At 41.1% G+C, this 13,693-nt stretch carries 13 protein-coding genes; 9 read left to right on the top strand and 4 right to left on the bottom strand.

Features of this window, described 5'->3' with window-relative positions:
- Nucleotides 1-60: 60 nt before the first annotated feature.
- Both NOS7107_RS03270 and NOS7107_RS03265 read left to right on the top strand, forming a co-directional pair.
- A complete protein-coding gene (locus NOS7107_RS03270; RefSeq protein ID WP_015111562.1) occupies nt 61-1,890 on the top strand; it encodes an N-acetylmuramoyl-L-alanine amidase in 1,830 nt (609 codons plus the stop codon).
- Between the two features lie 39 nt (nt 1,891-1,929).
- Entirely contained in the window at nt 1,930-2,175 is a 246-nt protein-coding gene (locus NOS7107_RS03265; RefSeq protein ID WP_015111561.1) for a hypothetical protein, read from the top strand.
- Between the two features lie 141 nt (nt 2,176-2,316).
- On the opposite strand, the gene NOS7107_RS03260 is transcribed toward NOS7107_RS03265, so the two are convergent.
- Nucleotides 2,317-2,778 (bottom strand): pentapeptide repeat-containing protein, encoded by a 462-nt coding sequence (locus tag NOS7107_RS03260; RefSeq protein WP_044500482.1) that lies wholly within the window; start codon nt 2,776-2,778, stop codon nt 2,317-2,319.
- A gap of 310 nt (nt 2,779-3,088) precedes the next feature.
- The gene (locus tag NOS7107_RS03255; protein ID WP_015111559.1) at nt 3,089-3,952 is read right to left on the bottom strand and encodes an alpha/beta fold hydrolase; all 864 of its coding nucleotides are present in this window, start codon (nt 3,950-3,952) and stop codon (nt 3,089-3,091) included.
- A gap of 164 nt (nt 3,953-4,116) precedes the next feature.
- On the opposite strand from NOS7107_RS03255, the gene NOS7107_RS03250 reads away from it, so the two are divergent.
- The 5 genes from NOS7107_RS03250 (at nt 4,117) to NOS7107_RS03230 (ending at nt 8,655) form a co-directional block, all read left to right on the top strand.
- Nucleotides 4,117-5,265, top strand: a complete 1,149-nt coding sequence (locus NOS7107_RS03250; protein ID WP_015111558.1) for a glycoside hydrolase family 10 protein — start codon at nt 4,117-4,119, stop codon at nt 5,263-5,265.
- Between the two features lie 12 nt (nt 5,266-5,277).
- Nucleotides 5,278-5,697, top strand: a complete 420-nt coding sequence (locus tag NOS7107_RS03245; RefSeq protein ID WP_015111557.1) for a DUF2358 domain-containing protein — start codon at nt 5,278-5,280, stop codon at nt 5,695-5,697.
- Between the two features lie 33 nt (nt 5,698-5,730).
- Nucleotides 5,731-6,636 carry a M48 family metallopeptidase gene (locus NOS7107_RS03240; RefSeq protein WP_015111556.1) on the top strand — a complete coding sequence of 302 codons (906 nt, stop codon included), beginning with the start codon at nt 5,731-5,733 and terminating at the stop codon, nt 6,634-6,636.
- Nucleotides 6,637-6,951: 315 nt separating this feature from the next.
- Nucleotides 6,952-7,908, top strand: a complete 957-nt coding sequence (era, locus tag NOS7107_RS03235; protein WP_015111555.1) for a GTPase Era — start codon at nt 6,952-6,954, stop codon at nt 7,906-7,908.
- A 69-nt stretch (nt 7,909-7,977) separates the two neighbouring features.
- Entirely contained in the window at nt 7,978-8,655 is a 678-nt protein-coding gene (locus NOS7107_RS03230; protein ID WP_015111554.1) for a response regulator transcription factor, read from the top strand.
- A gap of 1 nt (nt 8,656) precedes the next feature.
- Here NOS7107_RS03230 and NOS7107_RS27295 read toward each other — a convergent pair whose 3' ends face one another.
- On the bottom strand, nt 8,657-10,570 hold the full coding sequence (locus NOS7107_RS27295; RefSeq protein WP_015111553.1) for an ATP-binding protein: 1,914 nt from the start codon (nt 10,568-10,570) through the stop codon (nt 8,657-8,659).
- A 181-nt stretch (nt 10,571-10,751) separates the two neighbouring features.
- Nucleotides 10,752-10,922: a DUF3611 family protein gene (locus NOS7107_RS27560; RefSeq protein ID WP_083889659.1), complete on the bottom strand. Its 171-nt coding sequence runs from the start codon at nt 10,920-10,922 to the stop codon at nt 10,752-10,754.
- A gap of 69 nt (nt 10,923-10,991) precedes the next feature.
- Between NOS7107_RS27560 and NOS7107_RS03215 the strand changes: the two genes are divergently transcribed.
- Nucleotides 10,992-12,341, top strand: a complete 1,350-nt coding sequence (locus tag NOS7107_RS03215; protein ID WP_015111552.1) for a histidine phosphatase family protein — start codon at nt 10,992-10,994, stop codon at nt 12,339-12,341.
- 95 nt (nt 12,342-12,436) lie between these two features.
- A complete protein-coding gene (locus NOS7107_RS03210) occupies nt 12,437-13,687 on the top strand; it encodes a dihydroorotase (protein ID WP_044500478.1) in 1,251 nt (416 codons plus the stop codon).
- Nucleotides 13,688-13,693 lie beyond the last annotated feature (6 nt).

Here is a 13,693-nt window from a genome sequence, read left to right as displayed (position 1 = left end):
CTCAAAATACATCCCGTAATTGTGCCACAGGCACTGTCATGAAATCTTCTGTGATTTGCTGTGAAAAGAATTTTCGGATTAGTCGTTTTCAGTTTAATTACTACCTCCTCTGTCGCATTGGCAGATTCATCTCTTATTGTTGTTTTTCCACCACCTAACTACCAAACCAGTACGGAAAAAATATTTTTTCTGGGTACAGCACCAACTAATGGACAAGTCCTAATTAATGGTCAGGTCGTTAAGCGTAGTCAGTCCGGTCATTTTTCGCCTAGTTTGCCTTTACAGTTGGGAGAAAATGTTTTTACAGTAAGTCACAAAAATCAAACCATTCAGATTAAAGTAACTAGGCTTAGAACTACGCCTGTTGTCCCGCAGGGGTTAGAATTTGCTCCAGGTTCTCTGACTCCAACAGTAGACATTGCCAGACTACCAGGGGAACTAATTTGTTTTAGTGCAGTTGCACCATCTAATGCTAACGTCTCCGTAAACCTCGCTAATCAAACTGTTGCCCTAGCGCCACAACCCCAACAAGTGCAACTACCAAGTAATTTGGCAGCCCTGACCGGCAGAAACCAACCTACAACACAGTCGATTGCTGGCAAGTATGCAGGTTGCACGACGGTGCAACAACCTGATTCTCAATCCTTCAGCCTAATTTACGGTAACAACATCATTTCTGGTGCTGTTGTCCCAGATGCCAATCAAGAGATAGATTTAGGTCAACCTCAGTTTAAACTGACGCTGAATGGTAAGACAATTACTCAACCAGGAACTGGCAAAATAGCAATTCTCTCTCCTGCACAGTTACCCGTTGCCGAGGTGATAGTAGATGCAGGCGTAGCCCGCACCGGGCCTAGTACTGATTACTCCCGGCTTACACCCCTGCCTAAAGGAACACAGGCTACTGTTACAGGCAAAGAGGGTGAGTGGTTGCGTTTGGATTATGGTGCTTGGATTAATAGTAAGGAAACTCGGATCATACCAGGGGCAGTTCCGCCACAGGCAATTATTCGCAGTGTCGGATATCGTCGGCTTTCTGGTGCAACAGAGATGGTTTTTCCCTTACAATTTCCTGTGCCAGTGAGTGTGCAGCAAAGTGATCAAACTTTCACTTTGACACTTTACAACACCACTGCCCAAACAGACACTATTCGTTTGGATGATGACCCGGTAATTTCTCGCCTAGATTGGCAGCAGCTGGCTCCAGGACAGGTGCAATACACCTTTAACCTCAAAAAAGCCCAACAGTGGGGATATCAGCTGAGATATGAAGGCACGACCCTGGTTTTAGCTTTGCGCCATCCGCCTGCCATTGAAAATCGGAGACGAAAGCCTTTATCTGGTATCAAGATTCTACTTGATCCGGGGCATGGAGGTAAAGAATCTGGTGCAGCTGGGCCGACAGGATATCTGGAAAAAGATGTGAATTTGGCGGTATCGAAGTTGCTGCGCGAGAATTTGGTAGAACTTGGAGCAACAGTCGTGATGACAAGAGACTCTGACAAAGATGTTTCTTTACCAGAGCGTCAAGCAATTATCAGTCAAGAAAAACCAGCGATCGCACTTTCCATTCATTACAACTCTTTACCTGATGATGGCGATGCGGAAAATACCAAGGGAGTTGGGATGTTTTGGTATCATCCCCAAGCCCATAATCTAGCGGTATTCATGCAGAACTATTTAGTAAAAAAACTCAATCGACCTGCTTACGGTGTGTTTTGGAATAACCTCGCCCTCACCCGCCCGGCCGCTGCACCATCAATACTAATGGAGTTGGGTTTTATGAGTAACCCTAATGAATTTGAATGGGTCACAAATCCCCAGGAACAGCAAAAGTTAGCCAAAGTTTTAGCTGAGGGGATTGTTGAGTGGTTTAACAGCGTTAAGTAGTAATTTTTGTTTAATTTTAGGACTTACGCAACGCTGATAATGTCATTGCGAACGAAACGAAGTGTAGGGAAGCAATCCCCGCGTCAGGGCGGATTACTTCCCTATGGGAACGCTATCGCTCGTAATGATGGATTAAAAGTTCCCCGTTCCCGCCCTGTAAGGGCTTGGTCAACTTTGCTCCCTCAAATTTTATCCTCTACTCATAATCTTGTCCCAGCCACCAAAGTCGCAGCTAAACGAGCAAAACCCGCCTGTGCGGGTTCCAAAACCTTGATGTTGTGTTAGTCCGCGCAGGCGGACTTAGTTTGTATAGCCACGAATTCTATTCGTTGGCGCTTGCTGCAAGATGTGTGTCTACCCCTACACCCTGATAAAGAGCCTCAAAACTCAAACAAGAGTGTTTATTTTGACTTCCGCCTTGCGGAACTAGTCCCAATCTGGCATTTGTGCGCCTTCTTCACCACCAACACCAATACCAGTGTTGAAAATCTCTGCATCAGTAATATTCAGATTATCCATTGATGCACCATATACGTTTGAGTCGATAATCTGAGCGCGGCTAAAATTAACACCGTTAAGATTGGCTTTTTTGAAATTAACGTTGGTAACAAAAGTTGCAGCTAGGTTAGCGCCTTTGAGATTAGCGTTGGTGAAATCTGCTCCTTCTAGGTTAGCGCCTGCAAGATTAGCTTGAGAAAGGTTAGCACCACGCAAATCTGCGCCAATTAAATGAGCGCCACTGAGGTCAACTCCGACTAGATTACACCGCTGACATTCCCCAGTAGATATAAGTCTTTGTAAATCTTGCGAATTACCTGCTTTCACAGAGCTTGCAAAAATGAGGGGAGTTGCTGCTAAGGCTACAGCTGCAAATAGCTTAAGTTTCATAAATCTTTCCCCTTTTTGTTGAAGTAACATCCGTTCTTTTCCTCACGATTCTATTATCTCACTAAATTTATAGACGATGTTGATTTAACTCACAAAATGCAGGTGATATTTAATAGTTTTGTAGACAGCACAAAAAGAGTATTGAGGCTGGTTTTGGGCTGTTTGTAGGGAAAAACTCTCCAGAGAATGGCCTATTTTCATCTTGTTAAATCTTTTTAAGAAATTCAAGTATTTATTTTTATTTGTCATTAGTTCTTAACCAGAATTTTTTTCTGACTAATCAATACTAAGTAATTGCGTCAAAAGTAGACTAGGTTACAGTAAATTCACTTATATATTGATTAACTAACTGAGGTTCTTCTTGCTGTACCCAATGCCCACAATTAGGAATATACTGAATTTGCAAGTTGCTAACATAGACATCTGTGCCATAAGTAAGTTCTTTGCCAAGGGCTGTATCATTTTCGCCCCAAATCAACAGTGTAGGTACATCTAAAATTCCCCAATTTTTGTTGGGTAAAAAGTGGGAAAATATGTTGCGGTAGTAGTTAAGCATTGCAGTTAAAGCACCAGATTTAGCCGCAGCTTTTTTATAAGCTTCTAGGTCAGATGCAGTGAACGCATTTTTATTAACAGCTGTGCCTTGAATAGCCTGGGCAATTGGTTGATAGTCAAAAGCTTGTAACAAGAATTCGGGAATAACTGGCAGTTGAAATAAGAACATATACCAGCTACGCATTAACTGTTGAGGAGTTGATAATCCTTGAGCAAATTTAGCTGGATGCGGTAAGTTAAGTATGATTAGTTTCTCTAACATTTCTGGGTGGGCATAAGCAAAACACCAAGCGATCGCACCTCCCCAATCATGCCCCAATAAAACGCATTTTTCGTGACCTAAACCTTTAATTACTCCCTCAACGTCTTTGATAAATTCATCCATAATATAAGCTGATTGCTCTTGTGGTTTTTCACTATCGTTATAACCACGCAAATCCAGCGCAACCACTTGAAAATTTTCAGCAAATTCTGGTATTTGATGCCGCCAAGAATACCAAAATTCAGGAAACCCATGTAACATCAGCATTAAAGGGCCTGTTCCTTGGGTGACATAGTGTAGCTTGACACCGTTAGTCGTTATATACTTGTGTTCCCAAGAATTTTTTATTTCCGACATCTGTTGTATTTAATCTAGAAGTAGCCTAACTTTTGTAGAATTATGTACCACCTGCCTAGAGCAAACATCTATTAAAGGGCAGTTTTTGAGGTAGTAGTAATGTCAGAGAATTTTTATATGAAGTATGAAGTGGACATTTCATCCTTCATACTCCCCTAAAAGCTATGAAACCAATTGAGATTCGCGGTGTCTGGCTGACAACTACAGATAGCAAAGTTTTTCGGTCAAAGCAACGTATTGCACAAGCAATGGACTTGTTGGCGGAGACAGGATTTAATGTGGTGTTCCCTGTGGTTTGGAATAAAGCCGTGACTATGTACCCTAGTCAAACTATGAAGCAAACTTTCGGGGTGGAGATTGACCCAATGTCTGTTGGTCGTGACCCTTTAGCGGAAGTAATAGCTGAGGCGCGACGAGTAGGGTTAAAAGTTATCCCTTGGTTTGAATATGGCTTTGCAAGTTCTTATAACTTGAATGGCGGAATGCTATTACAGCAAAAACCAGAATGGGCGGCGCGTGATTGTCAGGGGAATTTGTTACAGAAAAATGGCTTTGAGTGGATGAATGCTTTTCATCCCCAGGTGCAAGATTTTATGTTGAACTTGGTTTTGGAAGTGGTGAAAAACTATGATGTGGATGGGATTCAAGGAGACGATCGCTTTCCGGCTTTACCATCAGAAGGAGGGTATGATCCCTTAACTACTGCCCGTTATCAACAGCAATTTGGCCATCTTCCACCCAAAAACTATCAAGATAGACAATGGTTACAGTGGCGTGCTGATATTTTGACCGATTTTTTAGCACGTTTATATGGTGAAGTCAAAAGAATTAATTCTCGGTTGTTAGTGTCGATGGCACCCAATATTGATGATTGGGGATTGCGAGAATATCTGCAAGACTCGGCTACATGGTTGAAGCTGGGTATTGTGGATATCATTCACCCGCAGATATATCGCCGTGACTTTCATAGTTATAAAGCGATCGCCAACCAACTGGCAAGGTGTCAGTTTACTGATGCAACTCTGCCCAAATTAGCACCGGGAATTTTGATCAAGCTTGGTAGTTACTCCATCAGCCCAGAATATCTTGTGCAGGCGATCGCCTACAACCGCCGACTAGGAATTTCTGGCGAAGTCTGCTTTTTTTACGAAGGTTTGCGAGAAAATAACAATGCTCTTGCTCAAGTTTTGCAAAATGGACTGTATGCTAAACCTGCGGCGTTTCCGACTTTGGCTGATTTACAGCAAACCAGCAAGAGTAATTCTCTGTCTTTTTGGCAGAGAATCAAGAGATTCTGGAAAAATCTTCTTTAGAGGACAGGGAGTATGGCAGATATTTTACAGATAAAACAGGTAATTGAAATTCTCAAACAAGATTTACCGACACTCTTTGAAAAAGATATTTCATACAACATATATACACAGGATATTTATTTTCAAGACCCGGTAAATAAGTTTAAATATAAATTCAACTATCGCATCATTTTTTGGACATTGCGATTTCACGCCCAATTATTTTTTAGCCAAATTGCTTTTGATTTACATGAAGTTTATCAATCAGCAGAAAACACTATTTTAGCTAAATGGACAGTGCGTGGTGTGTTACGTGTACCTTGGCAAGCTAAGATATTTTTTAATGGTTATTCAACTTACAAATTCAACTCAGATAATTTGATATATGAACATATTGATACCTGGGATAGAAAGCCAGGAGAGATTTTAAAGCAATTTATCCAAAAAGGATAAATTTTGTTAATTACGAATTAAGCATTGCAAATAATGGAAAGAAGAGTATTTCTTGGTCTCAACACAGTCAAACTTCAGCATCCCTTTGATCAAAAAGCATTAGCTAATTTAAATAAAATGCCAGGGTTGCCGTTATTGTTAAAAAAGGTGAATGAGTATGGCATTGACCGTTTACTCAGAATGCAAATTATTGGCGGTGAATTTCGCGTAACATCGCAAAATTTCCCGAAATTAGATGATGCGTTTACAGAAAGTTGCCAAATTCTTGATCTAACACCAAAGCCAGAACTTTACTTATTTCGTGGTACAGGACATATTCAAACTAATGCTGTTGGTGTGGAAAAGTCAATGGTCAGTGCGAATTTAGAAGCGATGGAATGGTATTCACACGACGAATTATTGTTTGCGTTTGGGTGTGAAATTGCCCGCATTAAAGGTCAATATATTGCTTATCAGCAAATGGCAAATGTTATGCCACTGTTGAAAAATATCATTAACAGTACAACTTTTGGTTTGGGAGGCTTGGCAGCTAGTGGAATAGAAGTAGCTTTAGCTAATTGGATGATGATGTCAAAATTCACTGGCGATCGCGTGGGTTTATTAGCGTGTCAAGATATTAGTGTTGCCATCACCGCACTAATGAAATTGGCAGGTTTACCATCCGAATATGTAAATGCAGATACCATTGCTGATTTTCAAACTCAGGCGCGAGAATTTTCAACTATCAGCCTTGATAACTTGGATCAATTCACGAAGATTTTAAGTTTTATGGAATACCGCTTTCCTTGGTCTGTGATGCGAGCTTGTGAATTGTTGAAGTGGGTTGATTCTGGAGAGTATGACAAGTTTATGCAAGCAGAAAATTTAGATCAAATAGAAAGTTCTTCAGAATCTGTTGCTGGAGATTCTGAAGATTGGCAATTTATGTCTTCTTGGTAAGGATCAAAAAATATCATCTAAATTTTTAATCTTCAGCAGAGTAAGAATTTAGTTTTAAACTAAGAATAAAAGAAAATTGTTAGAAAAATTACAATTGCCGCTTTAATGTAACACAACTGTATGGAAGAGAGATAACATGATGTTTGTTAGCTCTTAGCATCTATCTTAGAGATATTTGTAGCCAAATATCTCTAGTAGTAGATTAAACTGAAACAATGACAAACCCCGAAAATTCCAGGGTGAATATATGTTTGTTGTGCGTTTGAACCCAGAACTAACTTATCTCATCTATAAAATCTGAAGGTGGAGTAAAAGGTGACTAGTATTGATAATCACGTCTTCTCTTTTTCAGGAGAAGTATTAATTCCTCAAGCTCCTCCTGAATACAAATCGGGGTTTATCGGCATTATTGGTCGTCCAAATGTCGGTAAATCTACTTTGATGAATCAATTAGTAGGTCAAAAAATTGCTATTACATCACCAGTAGCCCAAACGACACGTAACCGTTTGCGCGGAATTTTAACAACGACAGAAGCACAGATAATTTTCGTCGATACACCGGGAATTCATAAACCCCATCATCAATTGGGGGAAGTATTGGTACGGAATGCCAAACTGGCCATTGAATCAGTAGATGTGGTGCTGTTTGTAGTTGATAGTACAGCAGCTTGTGGTGCTGGCGATCGCTATATTGCGGAGTTACTCACTAACAGCCACACACCCGTAATTGTGGGACTAAATAAAACCGACCAACAACCAGAGAATTCCCAGTTTATCGATGAAAGCTACCAGCAGCTAGGTGAAGCTAATCAATGGCCGACAGTCAAATTTTCCGCCAAGACTAGTATAGGATTACCCGAACTGCAACAATTACTCATTGATAATTTAGAAACTGGCCCCTTATACTATCCCCCTGACTTGGTAACAGACCAACCAGAACGTTTTATTATGGGCGAGTTAATTCGGGAACAAATTTTGTTATTAACCCGTGAAGAAGTGCCGCATTCTGTGGCGATCGCTATTGATAAAGTAGAAGAAACAGCAACTATTACTCGTGTCCTGGCTACCATTCACGTCGAGCGTGATTCCCAAAAAGGTATTTTAATTGGTAAAGGCGGCTCAATGCTCAAAGCCATTGGCAGTACAGCCCGCGAACAAATCCAAAAACTCATCTCTGGCAAAGTATACCTGGAACTTTTCGTCAAAGTCCAGCCAAAATGGCGACAATCTCGCTTAAGTTTGGCAGAGTTTGGCTATCGCGTGGAAGAATAGAGAAAAGTCAAAAGTCAAAAGTTATTGGACTTTTGACACTTGACTCTTGGTTCTTGACTATATGAAAAAATGTCTACCAATTCTAGCCATCCTTTAAATCTACCGACTGATACACCTGTGTTACGGGTGTTGATTGTGGAAGATGACCCAATGATGCAACTGGGACTAGAACAGTCATTGATGGCGCAACCTCATTTAGAAATTGTCGGTCAAGCAGAAGATGGTTATTTAGGGGTACAAGCAGCCTTAAAATTAAAGCCAGATTTGGTAGTGATGGATATTGGTTTACCTCGTCTAGATGGAATCGCAGCCACACAGCAAATTAAAGCCGCATTACCAGAAACCCATGTCGTCATGTTGACATCTCACACCACCGAGACTGAAGTGATTGCCGCATTATCAAGTGGTGCTGATGCTTATTGTATCAAAGGTGCGAGTGTAGAAAGACTGTTAAAGGCGATCGCAGCTGCTGTTGATGGTGCGACTTATTTAGATCCGCAAATCGCGAGGCGGGTAATTGACAACCTCAAACCTCCCACAACGCCGGGAAACACCGCTAACTTATCCACAAGAGAGTTAGAAGTTTTAAAACTGATGGTAGACGGTTTGAGTAACCCAGAAATCGCCGAAAGACTTTATCTGAGTCCCAACACCGTCAAAACCCATGTACGCGGGATTATGAACAAACTAGCAGTTGATGATCGCGTTCAAGCAGCTGTAGTTGCACTGCGATCAGGTTTAGTCTGAGTCACAATGAACTTTCTAGTGGAGTTTGATTCACAAACCGCTGCTGTTTTAAAGGAATCACAATCTCAAATTCTGTACCATCACCTGGAGATGAGATACAGTCAATAGTTCCGTGATGATTTTCGGTCACAATTTGATAACTAATGGACATTCCCATTCCGGTACCTTTACCAATTGGTTTTGTGGTAAAGAAGGGATCAAAAATACGTTTTTTAATATCTTCTAGGATACCTAGACCATTATCAGCAATTTTAATCGCAATTTGATTTGAATTAATTATTTCTGTACTAATCCGAATCCTGCTGGGAGATGCTTGAATTTCCTGGGTAGTCCGTTGTTCGTCTCGTTCTTCTAAGGTATCAATAGCGTTAGTTAAAATATTCATGAATACTTGATTGAGTTGACCTGCATAACACTCAACAAGAGGTAATTGTCCATATTCTTTAATAATTTTAATACCTGGATAATCAGGTTTGGCTTTGAGACGATTTTCTAAAATTAATAAAGTACTATCAATTCCTTCATGAATATCAACTGCTTTATATTCAGCTTCATCAAGGCGAGAAAAATTTCGTAGAGACAGAACAATTTGCCTGATGCGATCGGCTCCTATTTTCATAGAAGATAATAACTTCGGTAAATCTGTCATTAAAAATTCTAAGTCTATATCCGTAATTTCTTCTCGAATTACATCAACAGGATAAGGATAGTGTTCTTGATAGAGATTAATTAGATTAAGGATGTCATGAATATAATTATTTGCCGGAGTAATATTGCCATAAATAAAGTTAACAGGATTATTGATTTCATGAGCCACTCCTGCTACTAACTGTCCCAAAGAAGACATTTTTTCACTTTGGATCATTTGGGTTTGAGTGCGTTGTAATTCTTTCAGTGTTGCTTCTAATTGTTGAGTTTGTTGTCTCAGTGCTGCTTCGGCGTTTTTGCGATCGCGTGATTCAATTACCAGTCGCACAAAGTCAGTAATCGAGCCAATAAAACTTTCTTCTTCTAGTGTCCACTGACGCTGAGTTCCCAAATGTTCACAACAAACTACACCAATTACTTCCCCTCTAGACCAAATTCTCGCATCAAGCATCGCACCAATGCCCAATGGGGTTGTATAATTTGCCGAAAATTCTGAAGTGCGAGGATCAGTATACACATCAGCAACAGCAATTATTTGTTCTTCCTTCAGAGCTTGAAAATACTTAGGAAAATCGCAGATAAATAATTCTAAACCATGACTGTGACAATTTTGCTTTTGTTCATATAGGTCAACACATTGAATGCCCAATCGTTTATCTGTGTATAACCAAACACTAACCCGCGCCACATCAAGACCTAAACTAGCCACTTCCGTGATATATTGAATGGCAATTTGAAAATCATCATGTTGTAGTTTTTCACTTTGCACAAGCTGCTGTAGAGAATTACTATGTCTGCGAAAGCGCTTCTCTGTTTCTTGGCGTTCATTAATTTCTTGTTCTAATTTATTTATGGTCTGAAGCAGCAAAGTAGTCTCAATCTTATCTTTAGAACCAATCAGCCGAATTGAACCAACTAGAAATGAATTACCAACCTCGTCCAATAATAGGCTTTTCTTCGTAGATATGATGTGTGTTTCACCTCGACAATCTGTCACTAATTCCTCATTTTCATCAGTTAAGCCTGTGGTGAACACCAGTTCATCTCTGTTCCAAAAAACATCTGCTTCTGTTTTATAAAATAAATCATAGTCAGACTTCCCAATTAGTGCTGTCCGTTCATGGCCGATTAGCTGACAGAAAGCATCATTGACGAACACCCAAATGTGTTGCCGATCTTTTACAAAGATGGGATCTGTAATGCTGTTAAGAATACTCAACGGAAAAGCCTGAGAAGATTGTTGCTGTACAAAGTGGAAAAACGCCATCTTGCTAAGTCCTGCAAGTAATGACTTTCTTCTAAGCATCTCATCCAAATCAAAGATGAGTAGCGCAAAAGATTGCCTAAATTTTCCCTTAGTATGCCCAATATGCGTTTAAATTCTAAATGACTGAGGCAATAAAATGGAAAATCACTGGTTTTAGAGTCATTTCTGGAATTTTTAGTGATTATGTACCCGTTCCCATAACCCCATTAATATTTGCTACAACAACAAACACATCCAACGCCCGAATAATTTTGTTGGGGTTTGTAATTGCTACCCCTAGCGCTTGGGAAATTGATTTGGCGACCAAAGTGCCTAAAGTTGAGCCAGCCCCCAAAAGAGTTAAAAGTTGCACAGGGCGTTAGATTATTCTGCAAACACTTTAGAGTAAAATTAATCCTTTAGATAGAGGAGGGCAAAGCCGATGACACGAGTCATCATTGTGCGTCACGGTCAAAGTAGCTACAACGCTGAACGGCGTATTCAAGGACGCACGGATGCGTCAACGTTAACAGAAAAAGGTCGTCAAGATGCCAGTAAAGTAGGCAAAGCCCTCAGTAATATTTCGTTCAATGCAATTTATTGCAGTCCTCTGCAACGAGCCAAACTCACAGCCGAGATTATTCACAGTGAGTTAGTCAATAATCCAGAGTCTACTACTGTTCAGACTTCTGATAAGTTATTGGAAATTGATTTACCTTTGTGGGAGAGAATACTCACGGCTGATGTGGAACAGAAGTTTGCTGAAGACTATCGGATTTGGCACGAACGCCCTGATGAATTGGTTATGCTAGTTGACGGTGCTGAGGGAACTAGAGAACATTTTCCGGTTCTGGCTTTGTACGCACAAGCAAGGCAATTTTGGCAAGAAATTTTGCCGCAACATCAAGGTAAAACTATTCTCATAGTTGGGCATAACGGGATTAACCGCGCCTTAATTAGCACAGCACTGGGTATTCCTCCCAGCCGTTACCATGCTATCCAGCAATCTAACTGTGCTGTCACTGTACTGAATTTTGCTGGGGGATTGGATGAACCAGTCCAACTAGAATCGATGAATCAGACGCAACATACAGGAGAAAGTTTACCATCCTTGCGTCCCAGTCATCAGGGAGTGCGGTTGTTGTTGGTGCGTCACGGCGAAACAGAGTGGAACCGTCAAACCAGATTTCAAGGACAAATTGATGTTCCTTTGAATGACAATGGGAGAAATCAAGCCCAAAAAGCCTGGGAATTTCTCAAAGATGTCGCCATTGACTTTGCTGTGAGTAGTTCAATGCTACGTCCTCAAGAAACGGCCGAAATTATATTGCGTCAACATCCCAATATTCAGTTAGATTTGCAAGATGGTTTAAGAGAAATTAGTCATGGACTTTGGGAAGGGAAGTTAGAAGCAGAAATTGAACAAGAATTTCCTGGGGAATTGCACCGTTGGCGAACAATACCCGCTGAGGTACAAATGCCAGAGGGAGAAAATTTACAACAAGTTTGGGAACGTAGCGTTGCTGCGTGGCAATCTATTGTGCAAACGGCATTAGATAATAAACTCAAAACTGGATTAGTAGTGGCTCACGATGCTACTAATAAAACCTTGCTTTGTCATATTCTGGGCTTAACAGCCGAAAACTTCTGGAATTTCCGCCAAGGTAATGGCGCAGTGAGCGTGATTGACTACCCCAACGGACTGGATGGTTTTCCCGTTTTACAAGCAATGAATATCACGGCTCATTTGGGTGGTGGTGTTCTCGATCAAACAGCAGCTGGAGCATTATAAAACAGGGAGGAGTGAAGAGTAAGAAGTAAGGAACTAATTATGTGTAACTCATAACTCTTAACTCCCTGGCTCGTCACTCCTAACTTATGATTTTTATGACTGAACTTTTACAACAAGTCCGAGTAATTGACCCGGTTTCTGGCACTGACCAAATAGCCGATGTCTTAATTGCTGATGGTCAGATTCAAGCTGTAGCGGCACAAATTTCTGATACTAGTGCTGATACTCAAGTGAGAAATTGTCAGGGATTAGTTCTAGGAAATGGGTTGGTCGATTTATATAGTCACTCTGGCGAACCAGGGTTTGAAGAACGGGAAACTTTTTCATCTCTGTTGCAAGCTGCTGCGGCTGGTGGCTTTACGAGAATTGGGATTTTACCTGATACATCTCCATCTATTGATCATCCGGCGCTTGTAGCACAGTTACAAAAGCAAAGAAGCGCTTCTCCCATACTGAATATCTGGGGTGCAATTACCTTAGATGTGGCGGGAAAGCAGATGACGGAATTGGCTGATTTGGCAGCTGCGGGAGTTGTTGGTTTTACTGATAGTCATCCGTTGGATAATTTGGGTTTGGTGCGGCGAGTGCTGGAATATGTGCAGCCGTTGAATAAACCTGTGGCTTTTTGGCCTTGCGATCGCCAGCTTACATCCAATGGTGTCATGAGGGAAGGGGCAAATGCACTGCGTTTTGGTTTACCACCAGTCCCCGCTAGTGCCGAAACAACGGCGATCGCTTCTTTGTTAGAATTAGTTGCTGCTACTGGTAATCAACAAGTTCATATTATGCGTGTTTCTACAGCGCGGAGTGTGGAATTAATCGCCGAGGCTAAGGCTGCTGGTTTACCCATCACCGCCAGTACTACTTGGATGCACTTGTTATTAGATACCGCAGCTATTCAAAGTTATGATACCAGTTTGCATTTAGACCCGCCTTTAGGTAATCCTAGCGATGTCAAGGCTTTGCGTGCAGGTGTCCGCACTGGGGTAATTGATGCGATCGCGATCGACCATGCAGCTTATACTTATGAAGAAAAAGTCCAAGCTTTTGCGGAAGCACCAACTGGGGCAATTGGGTTTGAGTTAGCCTTGCCTTTACTATGGCAAAATCTGGTCGCAACTGGGGAATTTACTGCATTAGAATTATGGCAAGCATTAAGTGCTAATCCGGCGAAATGTTTGGGACAGAAATTAAGTACAGTGACTCCTCATCAACCAGCTGAGTTAACTTTATTTGATCCCACCCAAATTTGGAAAGTCGCCAGGAAAAATCTACATACACTTTCTAGTAATACACCTTGGTTTGGCAAAGAATTACAAGGTCGTGTTTTGCAAACTTGGTGTTAGATATGA

It is taken from the genome of Nostoc sp. PCC 7107 (assembly GCF_000316625.1).
Lineage (GTDB): Bacteria > Cyanobacteriota > Cyanobacteriia > Cyanobacteriales > Nostocaceae > Nostoc_B.
This window is presented reverse-complemented; position numbering and strand designations above follow the sequence as displayed.